22 protein-coding genes and 1 tRNA gene are annotated in these 18,881 nt (G+C 59.8%); 9 read left to right on the top strand and 14 right to left on the bottom strand.

Annotation, left to right across the window (positions count from 1 at the left end; translation table 11 throughout):
• The first annotated feature begins 15 nt into the window (after window positions 1–15).
• From DWB67_RS11725 to DWB67_RS11710, 4 genes are read left to right on the top strand one after another with little or no spacing between them, the layout of a single operon-like run.
• Complete coding sequence (locus DWB67_RS11725; RefSeq protein WP_119807727.1) at window positions 16–798, top strand: ScpA family protein; 783 nt, start codon at window positions 16–18, stop codon at window positions 796–798.
• Window positions 788–1,432, top strand: coding sequence for an SMC-Scp complex subunit ScpB (scpB, locus tag DWB67_RS11720; RefSeq protein ID WP_119807726.1), 645 nt, complete (start codon window positions 788–790; stop codon window positions 1,430–1,432). Before DWB67_RS11725 ends, scpB begins: the two co-directional genes overlap by 11 nt.
• A gap of 17 nt (window positions 1,433–1,449) precedes the next feature.
• Complete coding sequence (locus tag DWB67_RS11715) at window positions 1,450–1,650, top strand: hypothetical protein (protein WP_147385928.1); 201 nt, start codon at window positions 1,450–1,452, stop codon at window positions 1,648–1,650.
• A gap of 38 nt (window positions 1,651–1,688) precedes the next feature.
• Window positions 1,689–2,795 (top strand): class I SAM-dependent RNA methyltransferase, encoded by a 1,107-nt coding sequence (locus DWB67_RS11710; RefSeq protein ID WP_119807724.1) that lies wholly within the window; start codon window positions 1,689–1,691, stop codon window positions 2,793–2,795.
• Here DWB67_RS11710 and DWB67_RS11705 read toward each other — a convergent pair.
• The 7 genes from DWB67_RS11705 to DWB67_RS11675 form a co-directional block, all read right to left on the bottom strand.
• On the bottom strand, window positions 2,792–3,862 hold the full coding sequence (locus DWB67_RS11705) for a 2'-deoxycytidine 5'-triphosphate deaminase (protein WP_119807723.1): 1,071 nt from the start codon (window positions 3,860–3,862) through the stop codon (window positions 2,792–2,794). The genes DWB67_RS11710 and DWB67_RS11705 overlap by 4 nt on opposite strands.
• Before the next feature lie 72 nt (window positions 3,863–3,934).
• Window positions 3,935–4,012 (bottom strand) — tRNA-Pro (locus DWB67_RS11700).
• Window positions 4,013–4,091: 79 nt separating this feature from the next.
• Window positions 4,092–4,553, bottom strand: coding sequence for a MerR family transcriptional regulator (locus DWB67_RS11695; RefSeq protein WP_119807722.1), 462 nt, complete (start codon window positions 4,551–4,553; stop codon window positions 4,092–4,094).
• A gap of 15 nt (window positions 4,554–4,568) precedes the next feature.
• Complete coding sequence (ihfA, locus tag DWB67_RS11690) at window positions 4,569–4,871, bottom strand: integration host factor subunit alpha (RefSeq protein ID WP_119807721.1); 303 nt, start codon at window positions 4,869–4,871, stop codon at window positions 4,569–4,571.
• Window positions 4,872–4,983: 112 nt separating this feature from the next.
• Window positions 4,984–6,069 (bottom strand): TRAP transporter substrate-binding protein DctP, encoded by a 1,086-nt coding sequence (dctP, locus tag DWB67_RS11685; protein WP_119807720.1) that lies wholly within the window; start codon window positions 6,067–6,069, stop codon window positions 4,984–4,986.
• A 24-nt stretch (window positions 6,070–6,093) separates the two neighbouring features.
• Window positions 6,094–7,416 carry a TRAP transporter large permease subunit gene (locus tag DWB67_RS11680; RefSeq protein WP_182911573.1) on the bottom strand — a complete coding sequence of 441 codons (1,323 nt, stop codon included), beginning with the start codon at window positions 7,414–7,416 and terminating at the stop codon, window positions 6,094–6,096.
• Window positions 7,406–7,918 carry a TRAP transporter small permease subunit gene (locus tag DWB67_RS11675; protein ID WP_255418661.1) on the bottom strand — a complete coding sequence of 171 codons (513 nt, stop codon included), beginning with the start codon at window positions 7,916–7,918 and terminating at the stop codon, window positions 7,406–7,408. Before DWB67_RS11675 ends, DWB67_RS11680 begins: the two co-directional genes overlap by 11 nt.
• 194 nt (window positions 7,919–8,112) lie before the next feature.
• On the opposite strand from DWB67_RS11675, the gene DWB67_RS11670 reads away from it, so the two are divergent.
• Window positions 8,113–8,349, top strand: a complete 237-nt coding sequence (locus tag DWB67_RS11670) for a TraR/DksA C4-type zinc finger protein (RefSeq protein ID WP_255418664.1) — start codon at window positions 8,113–8,115, stop codon at window positions 8,347–8,349.
• A gap of 13 nt (window positions 8,350–8,362) precedes the next feature.
• Here the strand turns inward: DWB67_RS11670 and DWB67_RS11665 are convergent, their stop codons facing one another.
• From DWB67_RS11665 to DWB67_RS11650, 4 genes are all read right to left on the bottom strand, one after another.
• Complete coding sequence (locus DWB67_RS11665) at window positions 8,363–9,337, bottom strand: beta-ketoacyl-ACP synthase III (protein WP_119807719.1); 975 nt, start codon at window positions 9,335–9,337, stop codon at window positions 8,363–8,365.
• Window positions 9,334–10,443: a phosphate acyltransferase PlsX gene (gene plsX, locus DWB67_RS11660; RefSeq protein ID WP_119807718.1), complete on the bottom strand. Its 1,110-nt coding sequence runs from the start codon at window positions 10,441–10,443 to the stop codon at window positions 9,334–9,336. The genes DWB67_RS11665 and plsX overlap by 4 nt, the downstream gene beginning before the upstream one ends.
• Before the next feature lie 22 nt (window positions 10,444–10,465).
• The gene (rpmF, locus tag DWB67_RS11655; RefSeq protein WP_119807717.1) at window positions 10,466–10,672 is read right to left on the bottom strand and encodes a 50S ribosomal protein L32; all 207 of its coding nucleotides are present in this window, start codon (window positions 10,670–10,672) and stop codon (window positions 10,466–10,468) included.
• Window positions 10,673–10,905: 233 nt separating this feature from the next.
• Entirely contained in the window at window positions 10,906–11,496 is a 591-nt protein-coding gene (locus DWB67_RS11650) for a DUF177 domain-containing protein (protein ID WP_255418660.1), read from the bottom strand.
• A 105-nt stretch (window positions 11,497–11,601) separates the two neighbouring features.
• Between DWB67_RS11650 and DWB67_RS11645 the strand changes: the two genes are divergently transcribed.
• Window positions 11,602–12,051, top strand: coding sequence for an outer membrane protein assembly factor BamE (locus DWB67_RS11645; protein WP_119807716.1), 450 nt, complete (start codon window positions 11,602–11,604; stop codon window positions 12,049–12,051).
• 17 nt (window positions 12,052–12,068) lie between these two features.
• Here DWB67_RS11645 and DWB67_RS11640 read toward each other — a convergent pair whose 3' ends face one another.
• Window positions 12,069–13,079 (bottom strand): serine hydrolase, encoded by a 1,011-nt coding sequence (locus DWB67_RS11640; protein ID WP_119807798.1) that lies wholly within the window; start codon window positions 13,077–13,079, stop codon window positions 12,069–12,071.
• Window positions 13,080–13,197: 118 nt separating this feature from the next.
• Here DWB67_RS11640 and DWB67_RS11635 point away from each other — a divergent pair, with 118 nt between their 5' ends.
• Both DWB67_RS11635 and DWB67_RS11630 read left to right on the top strand, forming a co-directional pair.
• A complete protein-coding gene (locus tag DWB67_RS11635) occupies window positions 13,198–13,938 on the top strand; it encodes an SseB family protein (RefSeq protein ID WP_119807715.1) in 741 nt (246 codons plus the stop codon).
• Window positions 13,939–13,987: 49 nt separating this feature from the next.
• Entirely contained in the window at window positions 13,988–14,680 is a 693-nt protein-coding gene (locus DWB67_RS11630; protein ID WP_119807714.1) for a phosphatidylcholine/phosphatidylserine synthase, read from the top strand.
• 144 nt (window positions 14,681–14,824) lie between these two features.
• Here the strand turns inward: DWB67_RS11630 and DWB67_RS11625 are convergent, their stop codons facing one another.
• Both DWB67_RS11625 and DWB67_RS11620 read right to left on the bottom strand, forming a co-directional pair.
• The gene (locus DWB67_RS11625; RefSeq protein ID WP_119807713.1) at window positions 14,825–16,369 is read right to left on the bottom strand and encodes a sodium:alanine symporter family protein; all 1,545 of its coding nucleotides are present in this window, start codon (window positions 16,367–16,369) and stop codon (window positions 14,825–14,827) included.
• A gap of 35 nt (window positions 16,370–16,404) precedes the next feature.
• Complete coding sequence (locus tag DWB67_RS11620; RefSeq protein WP_119807712.1) at window positions 16,405–16,839, bottom strand: universal stress protein; 435 nt, start codon at window positions 16,837–16,839, stop codon at window positions 16,405–16,407.
• 407 nt (window positions 16,840–17,246) lie between these two features.
• On the opposite strand from DWB67_RS11620, the gene DWB67_RS11615 reads away from it, so the two are divergent.
• Window positions 17,247–18,809: a 2-isopropylmalate synthase gene (locus DWB67_RS11615; RefSeq protein WP_119807711.1), complete on the top strand. Its 1,563-nt coding sequence runs from the start codon at window positions 17,247–17,249 to the stop codon at window positions 18,807–18,809.
• The last annotated feature ends 72 nt before the right edge of the window (window positions 18,810–18,881 follow it).

Raw genomic sequence — 18,881 nt, 5'->3', positions numbered from 1 at the left:
CAGTCTTCCGCAGATATGCCCGATTTCGACGCGGCAGAGGACGTCGCGCAGCGCCGCGCGGATGAGGCGTTGATCGTCGATGTCGAAGGCTATGAAGGGCCACTGGATCTGCTGTTGACGATGGCGAGGTCGCAGAAGGTCGATCTGATGACCATCTCGGTTCTGGAACTTGCCGAACAATATCTGCGCTTTGTCGAAAAGGCCCGCAAACTGCGGATCGAACTGGCGGCGGACTATCTGGTGATGGCGGCATGGCTGGCCTTTCTGAAATCGCGCCTGTTGTTGCCACCCGACCCCGAAGCCGATGGTCCCACTGCCGAAGACATGGCCGGACATCTGGCGTTCCAGCTGGAACGCCTGTCGGCCATGCGCCAAGCGGCGGCGCAATTGATGGCGCGGGACCGGCTGGGCATCGACCGCTTTGCACGCGGGGCACCTGACACCATCGCCCGCAGTCGTCGCACCGAATATAAGGCCGGCCTGATCGACCTGATGCGCGCCTATGCCCGACTGAAGACCCGCGATGAATTCCGCCCCTATGCCTTTGATCGCAAGGATGTCTTCACGATGGAGCAGGCGCTGGACCGACTACGTAAGATGATCGGCTTTGCGGGCGAATGGACCGACCTTTCTGTCTTTCTTCCCCAAGGGTGGGAGGCTGACGGCCAGCGCCGCCGCAGCGCGACCGCCGCCACCTTTGCCGCCTCGTTGGAGCTTGCGCGACAGGGGCGGCTGGAGATACGGCAGGGCGAAAGTTTTTCCCCCATCAGTTATCGGCAGACCACGCATGAGCCATGATTTTCCGCCCCCCTCGCTGGACCAGCAGGAACGCATGGTCGAGGCGATCCTGTTCGCCTCTGCGGTGCCTGTCACCATGCGTGATCTGACCGCAAGGATGCCCGATGGCTGTGACCCCGCCGAGGCTTTGGCCGCCCTGCGCCGCCGATATGACGGGCGCGGTGTAACGGTCGAACATCTTGGTGACGGTTATGCCTTTCGCACGGCCCCCGATCTGGCCTTCCTGATGCAGGAACAGACCGTCGAATCACGCCGCCTGTCGCGTGCGGCCATCGAAACGCTAGCGATCATTGCCTATCACCAGCCCGTCACCCGCGCCGAGATCGAGGAGATTCGCGGCGTCGCCGTCAGCCGCGGCACTTTGGATCAACTGATCGAGATGGAGTGGGTCCGCATGGGCCGTCGCCGGATGTCGCCCGGCCGCCCCGCGACCTTTGTGGTAACCGACGGATTTCTGGATCATTTCGGTCTGGAAACCTCGCGCGATTTGCCCGGTTTGTCAGAATTACGCGCGGCAGGGTTGCTGGATTCGCGTCCACCGGCAGAAGGATTGGCCATGCCCCTTGCCGGACGGGGTGAGGATGACGATATTGAACATGTGGATCCCCCCGAGGATCTGTTCAAGGACACGTAAGGGGCAGGCCAATGAATATGAACATGCTGATCAATATGTTTACCAAGCTGATCGCCCGAAAGGCGATGAACTGGGGGATCAACAAGGGCGTGAACTCTTTTGCGCGCAAGGGCGACCAACCCGATGACCAGATCGCGGGGAAAAAGCAACGTCCGAACCAGCAAACGCAAGATGTTGCCAAGCGGATTAAGAACCTGAACCGCATGACGCGCCGCTGAGGCTTTGCTTTTCGCGCAACCCGCGCTAGGGCTGCGATATGAGCGACAATCATTTCGAAATTTTTCTGGTGGCAACACCGGGTCTTGAAGCCCCTTTGGCAGCCGAGGCTGCTGCTTTGGGCTGGCAACCGGTGATCCAGCCGGGCGGCGTAACCATTCAGGGCGGCTGGACAGATGTTCGCCGCGCCAACCTGATGTTGCGCGGCGCGACCCGCGTTCTGGCCCGCATCGGCAGCTTTCGTGCCATGCATCTGGCGCAGCTGGACAAGCGTTCGCGTAAATTTGCATGGGGCGACATCCTGCGCCCCGATCTGCCCGTCAAGGTCGAGGCGGTGTGCAAAGCCTCGAAAATCTATCACGCGGGGGCGGCGACGCAGCGGATCGAACGTGCGATCACCGAAGAACTGGGCGCGCCCATCGCCGCCGATGCGCCGATGACCATCAAGACCCGAATCGAGGATGATCTGGTCACTTTCAGCATCGATACCACGGGCGAATCGCTGCATAAACGCGGTCACAAGGTTGCGGTGGCCAAAGCGCCGATGCGCGAAACCATGGCCGCGATGTTTCTGGCCGAAATGGGGTATGACGGCACGCAAGCTGTCTTGGACCCGATGTGCGGTTCGGGGACGTTTCTATTGGAAGCTGCTGAAATGGCAGCGGGCCTTGCCCCCGGACGCAGCCGTGAATTTGCCTTTGAACGTCTGGCCAACCACAATCCTGCAGCATGGGACCAGATGAAGGCGCAGGTCCAGCGCCGCCCGGTTTCGACGCCGTTTTTTGGCAGTGACCGCGACCCCGGTGCCATCCGGATGAGCCGCGCAAACGCCGAACGGTCCGGTGTTGAGGATCTGATCACATTTGACGCCTGCCAGATTGCCGATTTGCAGCGCCCCGATTGCGAACCGGGGATCGTCATCCTGAACCCGCCCTATGGCGCGAGGATCGGCAACAAAGGCCCGCTGTTCGGCTTGCATGGCAATATGGGCGAAGTGTTCCGCACCCGCTTCCAAGGCTGGCGCATCGGCATCGTTACCAGCGAGGCGGGGCTGGCCAAGGCGACCGGCCTGCCCTTCAAGCCCGCAGGCCCGATCGTGGCGCATGGCGGGCTGAAGGTTCGTTTGTGGCAGACAGCGGCGCTTTAGCGGAACTGTTTGGCCAGCTTCAGGCCCTGACCCTGATAATTCGACTTGATCCCTTCGCCGTAAAGGCGTTCGGGGCGGGTCGCCATGCGTTCATAGACAAGCCGTCCGACGACCTGCCCGTGTTCCAGCACAAAGGGCGCCTCGTGGCAGCGAACCTCCAGCACGCCGCGCGCGCCGTTGCCTGTGTCGCCGATGCCAAAACCCGGATCGAAAAAACCCGCATAATGGACGCGGAATTCACCGACCATTGCCAGATAGGGGGCCATTTCAGCGGCGTAATCGGCAGGGATGGCCACTGATTCGCGGCTGACAAGGATATAGAACGCGCCGGGGTCCAGAATCAGGCGACCTTCGGTGCTGTGCAATTCGTCCCAGAATTCCGACGCGGGGTATTTGCCGATCCGGTCCAGATCAATGACACCGCTGTGCGGGCGGGCACGATAGCCGACCAGATCGCCGGTTTCGGGCCGCAGATCGACAGAGAATCCCAAACCTTGATCAATCAGCGGTTCGCCGCCCCCGACAAGGGGCTGGTCGGCATGCAGATCGCGCAGCTGGTCGTCGTTCAGAACAGCCTGCCCACGGCGCAGGCGCAGCTGGTTCAGGCGCATGCCGGGGCGGACAAGGACCGAGAAGCTGCGCGGGCAAATCTCGGCATAAAGTGGACCGTCATAACCTTCGGGCAGGCGGTCGAATTCCGTGCCGTCGTCGGTCACAAGCCGCGTCAGCAGGTCCAGACGTCCGGTCGATGATTTGGCGTTGGCCACCGCCGTCAGCCCGTGGGGCAGGGTGATGCGTTCCTGCAGCGGGACCAAGTAGACGCAGCCGCGTTCCAGAACTGCGCCGCCAGACAGGTCCATCTGGTGCATTTGCAGATCGTCCATCCGGTCGGCAATCCGTTTGCCTTTACCGGCCAGAAAGCTGGCGCGCAGACGATAGGCGGTCTGGCCCAAGCGAAGGTCAAGCGAGGCTGGCTGGATCTGTTCGGGGATAATCGGGGCATCGGCACGGATAACGCCAGTGCTGATCAGGTTGCGGATTTCACTGTCGGACAGGACACCGTTCATCCAGATCTCTCCTGATCGTGGTCTTAAAAAGGGGAAACGCCCATTCTCGGATGAGAATGGGCGTTTTCGGAATGGTCGGGCCGGCGAGATTCGAACTCGCGGCCTTCCGTCCCCCAGACGGACGCGCTAACCAGGCTGCGCCACGGCCCGACGCGCACCGTATAGTGCGATTTCCTAAGCGGGCACAAGGGCTGAGAGGCGGAATTCTTTGCCAAATTGCAATGACCTGTCACAAAACGGCGTTCAGCAGCCGACCCAGACGTATGGCAACAGGTCTTGCTGCCTGCCAGCGTGGGTCGCGTGGCCCCAGATGGCGCAATCTGCGGCCAAGATCATGCAACTGCAGTAACCAGTCGGTCCGGGGCAGGGGCGGTAACGGGTCGGTGGTGCCAGACGCTCCGGCGTTATCGCGGGACAAGCGTTCATTGCCTAAATGGCGTACGGATGCGCCCTTATCTTCGGCCAATATCTTGCGGGCGCCGCGAATCGTCAGACCTTGATCGCGTAGTAATTCGCAAAGGCCAGCAATCAATGCGACATCGGCAGGCCGGTAATACCGCCTGCCGTCACCGCGTTTCATCGGACGCAGCAAGGTAAACTGCGTTTCCCAATAGCGCAGGACATGGGGTGCCACCCCGATCAGTTTGGCGACCTCGCCGATGGATCGGAATGCCTCTGCGCTTTTGGCCATGCTGTCAGTCAGATCCTATCGCTTGTTTCCTTCCGCCACGCGATCTTTCATTAGATGCGAGGGGCGGAAAGACAGGACGCGACGGGGGGTGATCGGAACCTCTTCCCCGGTCTTGGGATTGCGTCCGATTCGTTCATTCTTGTCGCGAACGGAAAATGTGCCGAAAGACGATATCTTGACCTGTTCGCCGCGCACAAGCGCGTCCGAGACATGATCCAGAACGCTTTCGACAAGCTGTGCCGATTCGTGACGTGACAAGCCGACTTCGCGGAACACCGCTTCGGCCAAGTCCATTCGGGTCAGAGTCTTATAGCCCATGGTCAGTCCTCTTGGATTGGGATCAAGGATGGGTGTGTTTGCGTCCCCTGTCAACGAGAAGGGCGGGGAAACTGTTCCCCGCCCGATACTTGGCTGTAAGTTTAATGTCGTATTATTCGGCGCAGGCCTGAATTTCAGCCAGATCAGGACCATTCGGCGTCCGTCCAAGGTTGAATGGCGCCGAAGCTTCGCGCCAGCTGCTGTAATCCTGAAGATAGCTTAGCTGGCTGGCATAGACCTTGGCCGACAACGGGTTTTCGCAGGCAACCTCGGTGATGGTTTCATTGGCCAGTTCCTGCACGCGCGTGAGTGCCGCATCGTCCAAACGGGTAATTTCGGTGCCCGCTTCCTGAAACTGCCCATAGGCTTCGGTCGCGCGCTTTTCCGTAAAGGACAGCGACCACAGCATCGTCGCCTCGGCCGCGATTTCCAGACGTTCGCGGGTTTCGTCATCCAGCGCGTCCCACGCGCCCTTGTTGATCATGACCCCGAAGACCGAAGACGACTGGTGCCAGCCGGGCGTCGACCAGTATTTTGTCACCTGCTGGAAGCCGCCCGAAAAATCGACATTCGGCGTGGAAAATTCGGCCCCGTCAATCACGCCGCGCTCCAGCGACTGATAGATTTCGCCACCCGCCATGCTGACCTGATTGCCGCCCAGCTTTTCCAGCAACTTACCCTGTTCCAGACCAGAAAGCCGCAGACGCAGGCCCTGAAGATCCTCCAGAGTGCTGATCGGCTGGCTGACGGTGCGGAAGCCTGATTCGTTGTTGGTCACACCATAGGGCAGATAGACCATGCCGAATTTGCCATAAACTTCATTATAGATATCCTTGCCGCCCCATTCCTGAATCCAGTTCACGTAATCAACAGCGTTGAACAGGCTGGTGGTGGTGGCCAATGGTGAAAAGGCACTGTCGCGGCCTGCCCAGTAGCCCGGCCAGTCGGCACCGGCCTGAATGGTGCCTGATTCGACGGCGCCGAAAACCTCGCCCGCGGGGACAAGGCTGCCGCCGTCAAAGAATTCGATGGTTAGCTTGTCGTCATCAACCAGCTTGTTGGCCAGTTCGACCCAATGCTTGTCCAGCTCGATCAGTTCGAGGCTGGAGGGCCACGTCGTGGTCATCGTCCAGTTTTCGGACAGGGCGGGGGTGGCGACGGTCAACGCAAGGGCGGCTGTGGTCAGCAGATGTTTCATATTATCCTCCTCAGGGTGAAAATATCAGCCGTACAGAACGGCGGGCAGCCATGTGACCAGCGCCGGAAACAGGATCATCATCAGGCACATGAACAGCACCAGCCCGATAAAGGGCAGCACGCCCATGATGATATCGGCTGTCCTGATTTCGGGCGGGGCGATGGCGCGCATATAGAACAGCGCATAGCCGAAGGGCGGCGACAGGAAGCTGGTCTGCAACACGACCGCCATCAGGACCACGAACCATAGCGGGTTGATGCCCATTTCGCTGACCAAGGGCAGAAAGATCGGGAAGGACAGCAGCACGATGCCCGTCCAGTCCAGAAACATGCCAAGGATAAACACGACCAGCAGCATGACGGCCACCAGCGTATAGGGATCATCTGCCAAGCCGCGAATCAGGTCCTGACTGGCACGCAGACCGCCGGTAATGTTGAAAACGCCGGTAAAGGCCGTGGCCCCGATGACGATGAACAGGATCATCGCCGATGTGCGTCCGGTTTCCAGCAGCGCCGAATAGAAGGTTTTCCACTCGAAGCGCCCGCGCATGATGACGATCAGCAGCGCAAGAACCGCGCCAATGGCGCTGGCCTCGGTCGCCGTCGCAATACCGGCCAGCAGTGATCCAAGGATGCCAAGAATCAGGATCAGCGGCGGCACAGCCTCGACGATCAGCATGCGCCACATGGCACCGCGGCTGATCTTATCGGCGTCCGCGACCTTTGGTGCCCATTCGGGACGCAGCCATGCGATGAAGGCGACATAGATCGCATACATGACCCCCAGCAGCATGCCCGGCACCATCGCCCCTGCAAACAGCTGTCCAACCGACAGACCGGGGGCATAGGATGCCATAAGGATCAGCATGATCGACGGCGGGATCAGGATGCCCAGACAGCCCGAGGCCGCGATCAGCCCCGTCGCCAGCCGCTTGTCATAGCCGTATTGCAGCATCGGCCGCAGGGCCATCATGCCCATCACGGTGATGGATGCGCCGATAATCCCCGTCGTTGCGGCCAGCAGGATGGATATGAATACGACCGCCAACCCCAACCCGCCGGTGACGCGGGACATCAGGTGGCGCAGTGCCTCGAACATGCGGTCGGTGACGCCGCTGTCGGACAGGAACCGCGCCATCAGCACGAACAGCGGAATGGCGATCAGGACATAATTGTCCAGAACGTCGCCGAAGATGCGGTTGATGACGATGCCCAGCACCATCGGTTTGCCCGCGATCAGCGCACCCAGAACGGCGGTGCCGCCCAGAACCATCGCCAGCGGATGTCCCATGAACAGGCCCAGAAGCAGCAGGCCCGACATGATCAGTGCAATCGTTTCACCCGACATCATGCGGCTCCAGATGGTCGGCCTTGTTCAGGGCCAGTTTCAGAACCTCGCTGATGCCTTGGATCAACAGCAGGACGGCGGCCACGAACATGGCCATTTTCAGCGGATAGACGGGTAGTTGCACCGCACCATAGGTCAGTTCGCCCTGCCGCCACGATGTGATGGCAAAGGACCAGCTGCGGGTGGCAAAGACCCATGCAAAGGGGAAGAAAAAGATGATGTAACCGGCAATCTCGACCAGACGGCGGGGCAGGCCGGTCAGATGGGATGTGACCAGATCAACACGCACATGGGCCTGATGGCGCAGCGCGTAACCGCCCAGCATAACAAAATAAAATCCGTACAGCTGCTTGGTGACATCAAAGGCCCAGCGGGTCGGCTGACCCAAGACATAGCGCATGAAAACGTCATAGATAATCATAGCGGCAAAAACGAGCGCGACGACCGAAACGATTCGCCCGACGGCCTCGTTTATGCCGTCGATAAGACGGATAATCGGCAAATTGTGAACCCTCCCCAGAGTTGCAGGGCTTTTTTCTGCACCTGCACATCAAAGTGTTCCCAATGGTTGCCCTTGTGTCAACCGTGCTGACCGGATTTGCATCCTGTTACCGCAATCCCCATCTGAAAGGACAGGTAACAGAAAGGACTGTCATGGCCGGAGGATGGGCCCGCGACGGCGCGGTAAACGACTAGATCGACATCAACACAGCCGAGGCTGTCGCCCGCGCACGTCAAAACGCTGCCCGACAGACAGCACGTGGGAACAGTGCGGAATTTTGTGCGGATTGCGATGAGCCGATCCCGCAGGCGCGCCGTCAGGCCGTGCCGGGGGTCAAGCTGTGTGTGTCATGCCAAAGCGGCCAAGACAGGTCGCATCGGCAATTTGGCGGGATAAACAGGCGTGCCAGCAAGGATGCCTTGCTGAAGTAACGGTCCGCGCTGGTTACCAGCGCAGAACCACCGACCCCCAGCTAAGACCGCCACCGATCGCCTCGGTAACCAGCAACTGGCCGGGTTTGAAGCGACCTTCCTGATCGGCAACCGACAGCGCCAGCGGAATCGAAGCCGCCGAGGTGTTGCCGTGATCTGCAACTGTCAGGACAACCTTGTCCAGTGGCAGACCCATCTTTTGCGCGGTTGCGGTGATGATCCGCAAATTGGCCTGATGCGGCACCAGCCAATCGACATCCTGATCGGTCAGGTTGGCTTTGGCCAAACAGGCGGCAGCAGTTTTGGACAATTTTTCCACCGCGTGGCGGAAGACAAGATTGCCCTGCATGCGCAACTGTCCTGCCGATCCGGTCGAGGAAACGCCGCCGTCGACATAAAGCAGATCGCGATAGGTCCCGTCGCTGTTCAGGTCGGCTGAAAGGATACCGCGATCATCGCTGGTCCCGTTTCCATCCTGCGCTTCAAGAACAACCGCGCCGGCGCCGTCACCGAACAGCACACAGGTGCCACGGTCGGTCCAATCCATAATGCGCGAAAAAGTTTCGGCCCCGATGACCAGCACCCGATCGGCAAGACCAGCGCGGATCATCGCATCGGCATTTGCCAACGCAAAGACAAAGCCCGCGCAGACGGCCTGCACGTCATAGGCAAAGCCGCGTTTCATGCCCAGACCTGCCTGCACCATCGTCGCAACGGCAGGAAAGGTCAGGTCGGGGGTCGAGGTTGCCAGAACGATGCCGTCGATATCAGCCGCCGTCATACTAGCGCGATCCAGCGCCACGCGGGCAGCACGGATACCCAGATCACTGGTGGTCTGACCTTCGGCGGCGAAATGGCGACGCTCGATGCCGGTGCGGGACCGGATCCATTCGTCAGTCGTCTCAAGCCGTTCTTCGAACCAGCTGTTTTCTACGATGCGTTCTGGCAGGTAATGTCCGCTGCCCCGGATGACCGAACGTCGAATCAAGACGATGCTCCTGTCTCGGCCGTGTCGGCCGAGGCTGCTGCACCCAAGGCGACTCGGGCGGCCAGCCGGTCCTGAAAGCCCGACTTGGCCAATGTGAAGGCCAGCTTGATCGCGGCGGAGACACCCGTCGCGTCAGAAGAGCCGTGCGATTTCACGACCGTTCCGTTCAGGCCAAGGAATATCCCGCCGTTGACCCGACGGGGATCGATACGTTTTTGCAATCGTTTCAATGACGTCATTGCAACGAGGGCCGCGAATTTCGACATCAGTGAATTCGAGAACGCGTCTTTCAGAAACGCACCAACCAACTTGGCGGTGCCTTCGCCGGTCTTCAAGGCGACGTTGCCGGTAAAGCCGTCCGTGACAATCACATCCACGCGTGCCGAAGGTAGATCCCCCCCCTCGACGAAGCCGATGTATTCGAAGTTACCGGTTTTGGCGGCGGCTTCGATCATGTCATGGGCTTGCTTCAGTTCGGGGCGACCTTTGTGTTCTTCGGTGCCGACATTCAACAGACCGACACGCGGGCAGGTCAGCCCAAGGCCGTTGCGGGCATAAGAGGTGCCCATCAGCGCATATTGCAAAAGGTCATGCGCGTCGGCGCGGATATCGGCACCAACGTCCAGCATGATGTTGAACCCTTGCGGGTTCCGCGACGGCCAAAGGCAGGCGATGGCGGGGCGGTTGACGCCCGGCAGTTTGCGCAGCCGCAGCATCGACAACGCCATCAGCGCGCCGGTGTTGCCGCAGGACACAGCGACCTGAGCTTCGCCCTGTTTGACCGATTCGATTGTGGACCACATCGAGGTGCCCGCGCCCTTGCGGACGATCTGGCTTGGTTTGTCGTCCATCGTCACGACTGATTCGGTGTGACGGATGTCACAACGACCAACCAGTGATTTCTTACGGGCGATCAAACCACGCAATTCAACTTCATCGCCATGGACGATGAAGCGAATTTCAGGATTCTTTTCGGCGCTTTGCGCCATGCCAGCCACCACGACCGAAGGGCCGCGGTCGCCGCCCATGGCGTCAACCGATATCACCACGGTGCCTTCGTCTTCTGAAGGACGTGGTGACGCTGTGGTCGCTGAATCGACGATCATTTAGATGCGACGCTGGCCCTTATCAGGCTGCGTCGTCGTCCAGATCGATCTCGTTCGCCTGCGCGATCACTTCGCGGTCCGCGTAATGACCGCAGGACGGGCAAACGTGGTGCGGGCGCTTCAGTTCGCCGCAGTTAGTGCATTCGTTCGGGTTGCCCGCAACCAGGGCATCATGCGCGCGGCGCATGTTACGCTTCGAGCGGGTTACGCGATTCTGAGGGACAGCCATGTCACCACCTCGAGTTGTCAGGGTGTTGCGTCGAAACGCGCGTACACCGTGGATTTGAATTCGTAAATGAACCGCGCAGATACGGCATCAAAGCCCTGCCCGCAAGCCCTCGTGGTCACTGGCAAGGCCGAATTGGGCGTATTTGCGGGCGAAATGACCCGATATTCGGCGCGATGCTGCAAACAGGCACCATGATAAGACCGATTCACAGGTATCGCGCCGGGCTATAGGTGTCAGGATTCGCGTTTGCTGTCGCGCAAAAGGCCCTCTAGTCCTGCAAAGGGGCGGCGTGTGTCGGATGCGGGTGCGTCATCACTATCTTGTGCGCCCGTCGTCAACTGCGCCCCTTCGGCCCGCGGATATTCGGGCAGGGCAAGGCTGAGCGCCTCGACCATCAGGGCGGTCAGGTCGATGAAACTGCCCAAAGGCTCTAACGTCTCATCCAGCATTTCGGTCTCTTCGCTTTCGACCTTCGGCATGTGGGGCGTAAAGCGGATGCGGACATCTTCGGCGATATCCGTACGCACGGGTTTCAATGAAACAACGCAGGGCTGCGTCACACGCGCCTGCAATTTTGCGATCAAAACCCAGCCATCGCGGCCTTCGCCACGAATATTGCCCTGAAAGTCCAGCCGCGTCAGGCCGTCCAGTCCCAGTTCGTCCGCGATATCCAGACGGGGCTGTTCACCAGGCTTCAGGTGAAAAGGGTTTGCCGCGTTCGGGTTCAGATGCGCGACGCGCAGGCGCTGCGGATGCGATTCGGGGGCGATCATAGGGGCCTCGGGGGTTCGTGTGCGGATGCGGCGGATGGCAGAGGCGGACATCGGATTGTCCTGAACCCGCCAGCCGATTGATATTCTTGAGCAGGGTGCCCGAGTTTGCTAGGCAGGGCGGGCCGCGTCAACCGCCCCAGGAAGGGAACCTTGCCCATGACTGCCATCAGAAGTCTGATGACACTGGCGTTCATTGCCATTCTCGGGCTTGCAGCCTGTGCCCCGGTCTATCGCAACCACGGCTATGTCCCGCCCGATATCGATCTGGCACAAATTGTTGTCGGCCAGACGACGATGGATGATCTGTCCACCCTGATCGGGCGCCCCTCGGCGCAGGGTCTGCTGACGGGATCGGGTTGGTATTACGTCGGATCGCGCTGGCGGCGTTACGGTCCCGCCCCCTCGAAAGAGATCGAGCGGCAGGTTGTTGCCATCTCTTTCACGCCGACGGGTGTTGTCAGCAATGTCGAACGTTTCGGACTGGAACGCGGTCGTGTCGTGTCGCTGTCGCGCCGTGTGACAGAAGGCAGCGTGATCGAGGTGTCGCTGATCGGACAGCTGCTGGGCAACCTTGGAAACTTCCAGGCTGGCGACTTTATCGACTAAACGGGTGGCGCGCCGGATCAGACGGCGCGCACCATCCTGTCGGCAAGCCGGTTCAATTCGATCCTGTATCCGTTATGGGATGAAGGCTGGTCCGGATTGGATGTAATTGCGATGGCCATGGCCGGATGGGTGAAGGTTGCGGGGAAGACATAGATCATCTGCCCGCCATATCCCCAGCCGCAGCGCATTGGACGTCCACCGATTCGCCCCAGAAACCAGCCATAACCATATGCCTGACCGGTAAAGACCGATGTGGTCTGTCTTTGCCAGCTGTCGTGGATCCATGATTTCGGAATGACCTGACGGCCTGCCGCCTGCCCCTGACGGGCATAGGTCGCGCCAAAGGCCAAAAGTGACCGTGTGGTCATCGCCATCTGGTTCCCGCCCATATAGATGCCTTGCGGGTCGCGGTCCCAGCCGGTGATGCGGAACCCCGGTATCTGTCCCAGCCAGTCGCGCGCCACATCCAGCAAGGGTCTGCCCGTCACGCGGGTCAGGATCGCTGCCACCAGATGGGACGATGCGGTCGAATATTGCATCGTGCCGCCGGGGTCCTGGGTGAAGGGTGCCGCCAATGCCGCTTTGACCCAATTGCCACTGCTGACCCAACGGCCATAGTTCGGGCCCGACTGGCGTTCCAGCCCTGCCTGCATCGACAGCAACTGGCCAAGGGTGATCTGCATCAGGCGCGGGTCGGGATCTGCGGGCAGGTCGGGGCGCAGCAAGGGGGCAATGGGTTGATCGGTCCCTTCCAGCAGGCCGTGTCCGATCGCAATGCCGACCATCGCCGAGATGATGGATTTCGATGCCGATTTGATATTCGTTGGCGTGTCGGGTGTCGCGCCATGAAAACCCTGTGCTGCGATCTCTTGCCCGCCGCTTTCGTCGTCACACCACATGGCAACGCTACGCAGCGGGTCAAGGCTGGCGGCTTCCTCGATAATGGGCAGAAGTCCTGCCTGCGCCACACGGGGTGCGGCCAGAAGCGGGGCAAGGGCGGCGGTCATGATCAGGTCGCGACGTTTCATCTGCACAATATGGGCGAATTTTCGCCGAAGACGCAATCGCCTATGACAGTGTCATGGGCTTGTCCCGTCGCGTCGCTGCGATTAGGGCAGGGCAACCCGCATTCATAAAGGCCGCAACATGACCGCTTTGGATGATCTAGCTATTGTTCCGTTCCACGACGCCGATGCGCCGCAACGCGCCCGCATGCTGTCGCGTCTGGCTGATACCGAACTTTCTGTCGCCTTGGTGAAAGAACCTCTGCACGATCAAGTCGAACTGAAGCTGTTCGATCTGGAGGGCGCCCGCATGGCACTGGCCTGTGATTCCGAAGACCGTCTGGCCGATTTCTTTGGCCATGCCGTTGCCTATGCCGCCTTGCCCGGACGGGTGCTGGCATCCTTGCTGAAAGCTGACGGGGCCGGAGTGCTGGTCAATCCCGGTGCGCCATCCGAAATGATGCTGGATGCGTCGATGCTGGACTGGCTGACGGGTGCCTTGGAAAACAGCCCCGAACAGGATGAGGCGCGGATGCGTCTTGTGACACCGGATGCGGCGGTGGTTGACGAACTGGCCCCTGCACTTGCCGACCGGCTGGCCGATATGCGCGGGTTGATTGCAGGTGCGGCGCTGGTGGGGGTTGCAGGTGAAAACGGCCCTGCGGCGCATCTTCTGCTGATTTCGGGGGCACCGGTCGAACGTCAGCCCGCCATCGCAAAAGCCCTGTCCGAGGCGCTTGCCTTCCTGCCGCCCCAACCCGGTGGCGTCGATATTACCTTTGCTGAGGCGGTAACCCCCTCTGGTGCACTGATTTTCGATCTAACGCCGCCGGAACCGGTTATTGTGCCACCCAAGCCCAAGGGACCACCGATCCTGCGCTGATGATTCTTCCTCGGTTGCACGGATTGCATCAACCTGCGAGAACCTGCGGATGCAGATTGAACACAAAGCTTTGTCCGTCCATCTTTTGACCGCCACCGGCGCTGTCCTGTCCATGCTGGCGATGCTGGCGGCGGCCAATGCCGATTGGGCCATCATGTTTTTATGGCTGGTGGCCGCCTTTGTTGTCGACGGAATCGACGGGCCATTGGCACGTCGTTATGACGTCAAGAAGAATTGGGCCGCCTATGATGGCGTCCTGATGGATCTGATTATCGACTATCTGACCTATGTGTTCATTCCTGCCTTCGCGCTGTTCCAATCGGGGCTGCTGGCGGGCTGGATGGGCTGGGTCGCCAATATCGTGATTGTTTTCGGCAGTGTGGTCTATTTCGCGGATACGCGGATGAAGACCAAAGACAATTCGTTTGCCGGTTTTCCGGGTTGCTGGAACATGGTGGTGCTGGTGCTATTCGCGGTCCAGCCACATTGGACCGTCAGTCTGGCCATCGTTCTGATCCTGAGCATCGCGATGTTCACCAACATCAAATTCATCCACCCGGTACGGACCGAACGCTGGCGTGCGATTTCATTGCCTGTCGCCATCCTTTGGGTGCTGTTCGCAGGACGTGCGGCCTGGGTCGGATTTCATCCCTCAAGCTGGGCGATCTGGGGGCTGGTTGCGACATCGGTCTGGTTACTGCTGGCAGGGGCGGTGCAACAGTTGATCCCCCGCAAAGACTGACAGCCTGTTTTTACCAAGATATGGCGCGATGGCCCGATCCCTGATCGGGCCATTTTTATGTGCGCGACGGTCCGGCGGAATGGAAAAAGGGCAGGCGCGTGATGCGCCCGCCCTTCGGCGGCTTATGGCAAAAGACCCAATGGCCTATTCGAACTTGCGGATCTTGCCGGTTTTCAAACGCTCCAGATAGCGGGTCATCTCGGCCTTCACGACGGGCATCAGCATATACAGCGCAAGGATGTTCACGACTGCCATGGCAAAGATCGCCGCATCGGAAAAGTCGATGACCGGACCCAGACCGGCGGACGCGCCGATGACGACAAACAGGCAGAAGATGATCTTGAAGACCAGCTCTTTGGTCTGGCCTTCGCCAAACAGGAAGGTCCACGCCTTCAGGCCATAATAGCTCCACGAGATCATGGTTGAGAAGGCGAACAGAACCACCGCAACCACCAGAATATAGCGGAACCAGCCAAAAGAACTGCTGAACGCAGCCGAGGTCAGTGCCACGCCGGAATTGCCATCCACGGTCTGGATTGCGTCGCCCGCCTCGTTCAACAAGAACATTCCGGTTGCAGGGTCGGTGACCAGCTGTCCGGTGATGATGATTACCAAAGCCGTCATGGTGCAGATGACGACCGTATCGATAAAGGGTTCCAACAGCGATACAAAGCCTTCGGTGACAGGTTCCTTGGTGCGGACCGCACTATGCGCGATGGCGGCCGAACCGACGCCAGCCTCGTTCGAGAACGCAGCGCGGCGGAAGCCCTGGATCAACGCGCCGATAGCACCGCCGACGACACCGTCATTGGTGAATGCACCGGCAAAGATCTGGCCGAAGGCCGTGCCGATCATGTTGAAGTTCATCAAAATGATGATCAACGCCGTGCCAACGTAAAGCGCGGCCATAAAGGGGACGATTTTCTCGGTCACGCTGGCGATGGATTTCAGACCGCCGACGATGACCAGAAACACGATGACCGCCATGACGACACCGGTAATCCAGCCCGGATAGTCACCAACGACGTTGATGATCTGCGCATGTGCCTGATTGGACTGGAACATATTCCCGCCGCCGAACGACCCGAGAATACAGAAGATCGCGAATAGAACAGCAAGGAATTTTCCCCCCGGCAGGCTGCGTTCCGCGAACCCTTTGGTCATGTAATACATCGGTCCGCCGGAAACCGTGCCATCCGCGTATTCGTTGCGGTATTTCACGCCAAGCGTACATTCGGTGAATTTGGTCGCCATTCCCAGAAGACCTGCAAGGATCATCCAGAAGGTTGCGCCCGGCCCGCCGATGCCGATGGCAACGGCAACGCCTGCGATATTGCCCAGACCGACAGTGCCCGACAATGCGGTGGTCAGTGCCTGAAAATGGCTGACCTCGCCCGCGTCATTAGGGTCGGAATAATCGCCGCGCACTAATGCGATCGAATGACCGAAGGCGCGGAACTGAACAAAGCCGAAATAGATGGTGAAAATGATCGCTCCGATCACCAGCCAGCCGACGATCCACGGGAAGGTCGTTCCCGGGAAGTTGGCAAAGATCAGGCTGACGAACCAGCCCGTCGAATTGGCAAAAACGGTATTGATGGTTTCGTCGATGCCCTGCGCTGCGGCTGGCCCTGTGGCCAACATGGCCCCCGTGGCTGCCGACATCAGCGCTTGTGTCGATGTCTTCATAATCTTCAGTCCTTATTGCTTACGCGCGCTGAGGTTCAGGGAACAATGACGACCGGCACAGGTGCGACCTGCGCCAGAGTTGCCGCGACCGAGCCGAAAATGCGGCTGGCGAAACCGGAATTGCCCATCCGCCCGATAAAGATCATGGCGGCGACCTCCTCTTTTGCGACGCGACACAGGGTTTCGGCGATATGGCCGTAACGCATGGTGGTTTCGAACGGGATATTGGCGATCTCCATCCGTTTCATCACGGGCCCCATCACCGAGGTTTCCGCACGCTGCAGTTCTTCCTTGCGGCGACGGTGACGGTCTTCCAGTTCGCTCGGGGTCAAAAAGCTATAGGGTGACCATTCAAGGACATGGGCGATCAGCAGGCTGTCGCTTTGGGTCTGGGCCCGGGTAATGGCGAAATCCAGCGCCCGCAGGGAGGCATCGCTGCCGTCGAAACCGACGACTAATTTGCGTGACATCTTACCCTCATCTGTTGGTTTTGTTTTTTGTATTGGTGCTGAAAGGATAGGCACAGCTTTGTGTTTGGGCCAGAGAAAATGTAGCGATACATATTGTGGCGCATTCGTGACGGGCATTCTGCCCGTGTGATGGGCAGGGTTTTTCGCGGGTTTCCGGTCGATTGGCGAATTTTTGACTTTTCAACCGGGGGCAGGGGCTGCATATTCGGCCCATGACACGGATGCGCCATATCGCCACTGCAATTTCAACGCCCTACGGGGCGCTGTCGGCCGTGAATCTCCGTGGTTTGTTGCGTCTTACGCTGCGCTGAGCGGGTCGTCCGGGCCGCCGCTCAGTCAGGTCATGGTCCGGGTTTATCCCAAGACACGCATGAAGCCCGATACGGGCCGTAAGAAAGACAGAACAAATGACCGATAAAAACCGCGTCGTGATTTTCGACACCACCCTGCGTGACGGCGAACAGTCACCCGGTGCCACAATGTCCCATGCCGAAAAGCTGGAAATCGCGGGCATGCTGGATGAAATGGGCGTCGATGTGATCGAGGCCGGCTTCCCCATTGCTTCTGAAGGTGATTTCGCCGCTGTTTCCGCGATTTCGGCGCAGGCCAAGACATCCGTGATCTGCGGCCTCGCCCGCGCCCAGCTGCCCGACATCGACCGCTGCTGGGAAGCTGTGAAGCACGCCAAACGCCCGCGTATCCACACGTTTATCGGCACCTCGCCGCTGCACCGCGCCATTCCCAATCTGGACATGGACCAGATGGCAGACCGCATCCATCAGACCGTCAGCCACGCCCGCAACCTGTGCGAGGATGTGCAATGGTCACCGATGGATGCCACGCGCACCGAACATGACTATCTGTGCCGCGTTGTCGAAATTGCCATCAAGGCAGGTGCCACGACGATCAACATCCCCGACACCGTCGGCTATACCGCCCCGCGTGAAAGCGCCGAGCTGATCCGTATGCTGCTGGAACGCGTTCCCGGCGCGGACGACATCATCTTCGCCACGCATTGTCACAACGATCTTGGCATGGCGACCGCGAATTCGCTGGCCGCGGTCGAGGCGGGCGCCCGCCAGATCGAATGCACCATCAACGGTCTGGGCGAACGCGCCGGTAATACGGCACTGGAAGAGGTGGTGATGGCGATGCGGGTGCGCAACGACATCATGCCCTTCCAGACAGGCATCGATACAACGAAAATCATGGGAATCTCGCGGCGCGTGGCCTCGGTTTCCGGGTTTCCGGTGCAGTTCAACAAGGCGATCGTCGGCAAGAACGCGTTTCTGCACGAATCGGGCATCCATCAGGATGGCGTGCTGAAAAACGTCGAGACGTTTGAAATCATGCGCCCCGCCGATATCGGTCTGAACGAAAACAACATCGCCATGGGCAAGCATTCGGGCCGCGCCGCCCTGCGCGCCAAGCTGGCGGATCTGGGATACGAGGTTGGCGACAACCAGCTGAAGGATATTTTCGTCCGCTTCAAGGCGCTGGCCGACCGCAAGAAAGAGGTCTTTGACGAAGACATCATTGCGCTGGTTCTGGATGCGGCTGCCAACACCCAGGATGACCATCTTCAGGTCAAGCATCTGCGCGTCATCTGCGGCAGCGACGGGCAGTCCGCCCAGCTGACGATGGTGGTCGATGGTGTTGAAAAACAGGCCGAAACAAGCGGTGACGGTCCGGTCGATGCCTGCTTCAAGGCCGTCCAGCAGATCTTTCCGCATGACGCGCGGCTGCAGCTGTATCAGGTGCATGCTGTGACCGAAGGCACAGACGCGCAGGCCACCGTCAGCGTCCGGATGGAGGAAGAGGGCCGCATCGTCACCGGTCAGGCCGCCGATACGGACACGATTCTGGCGTCTGTCAAAGCCTATGTCGGCGCGCTGAACCGCCTGATCCTTCGCCGTGCGATGACCGCGCAGGGCAGCGACGCCAAGCAGATCAGCATGTATTCACATTGATTAACCGGTCCGGACCTATTGCGGGTCCGGACCATCACATCACGCGCAAGAAGCCGCCATTACCTCGTTTTG

Origin of the sequence: Paracoccus sp. JM45 (assembly GCF_003590715.1) — a bacterium.
GTDB lineage: Bacteria > Pseudomonadota > Alphaproteobacteria > Rhodobacterales > Rhodobacteraceae > Paracoccus.
Note: the sequence above shows the minus strand (reverse complement) of the source record. Positions and strands in the feature narration are given on the sequence as shown.

Coding starts and splice junctions, on each gene's coding strand:
- DWB67_RS11715 (WP_147385928.1), top strand. CDS start 1,450: ATGAACATGCTGATCAATATGTTTACCAAGCTGATCGCCCGAAAGGCG.
- DWB67_RS11680 (WP_182911573.1), bottom strand. CDS start 7,416: ATGTCGGGTGAAACGATTGCACTGATCATGTCGGGCCTGCTGCTTCTG.
- DWB67_RS11695 (WP_119807722.1), bottom strand. CDS start 4,553: ATGGCCAAAAGCGCAGAGGCATTCCGATCCATCGGCGAGGTCGCCAAA.
- DWB67_RS11705 (WP_119807723.1), bottom strand. CDS start 3,862: ATGAACGGTGTCCTGTCCGACAGTGAAATCCGCAACCTGATCAGCACT.
- dctP (WP_119807720.1), bottom strand. CDS start 6,069: ATGAAACATCTGCTGACCACAGCCGCCCTTGCGTTGACCGTCGCCACC.
- DWB67_RS11630 (WP_119807714.1), top strand. CDS start 13,988: ATGCAGATTGAACACAAAGCTTTGTCCGTCCATCTTTTGACCGCCACC.
- DWB67_RS11625 (WP_119807713.1), bottom strand. CDS start 16,369: ATGAAGACATCGACACAAGCGCTGATGTCGGCAGCCACGGGGGCCATG.
- plsX (WP_119807718.1), bottom strand. CDS start 10,443: ATGATCGTCGATTCAGCGACCACAGCGTCACCACGTCCTTCAGAAGAC.
- DWB67_RS11620 (WP_119807712.1), bottom strand. CDS start 16,839: ATGTCACGCAAATTAGTCGTCGGTTTCGACGGCAGCGATGCCTCCCTG.
- DWB67_RS11635 (WP_119807715.1), top strand. CDS start 13,198: ATGACCGCTTTGGATGATCTAGCTATTGTTCCGTTCCACGACGCCGAT.
- DWB67_RS11725 (WP_119807727.1), top strand. CDS start 16: ATGCCCGATTTCGACGCGGCAGAGGACGTCGCGCAGCGCCGCGCGGAT.
- DWB67_RS11650 (WP_255418660.1), bottom strand. CDS start 11,496: ATGTCCGCCTCTGCCATCCGCCGCATCCGCACACGAACCCCCGAGGCC.
- rpmF (WP_119807717.1), bottom strand. CDS start 10,672: ATGGCTGTCCCTCAGAATCGCGTAACCCGCTCGAAGCGTAACATGCGC.
- DWB67_RS11710 (WP_119807724.1), top strand. CDS start 1,689: ATGAGCGACAATCATTTCGAAATTTTTCTGGTGGCAACACCGGGTCTT.
- DWB67_RS11645 (WP_119807716.1), top strand. CDS start 11,602: ATGACTGCCATCAGAAGTCTGATGACACTGGCGTTCATTGCCATTCTC.
- ihfA (WP_119807721.1), bottom strand. CDS start 4,871: ATGGGCTATAAGACTCTGACCCGAATGGACTTGGCCGAAGCGGTGTTC.
- DWB67_RS11640 (WP_119807798.1), bottom strand. CDS start 13,079: ATGAAACGTCGCGACCTGATCATGACCGCCGCCCTTGCCCCGCTTCTG.
- DWB67_RS11615 (WP_119807711.1), top strand. CDS start 17,247: ATGACCGATAAAAACCGCGTCGTGATTTTCGACACCACCCTGCGTGAC.
- scpB (WP_119807726.1), top strand. CDS start 788: ATGAGCCATGATTTTCCGCCCCCCTCGCTGGACCAGCAGGAACGCATG.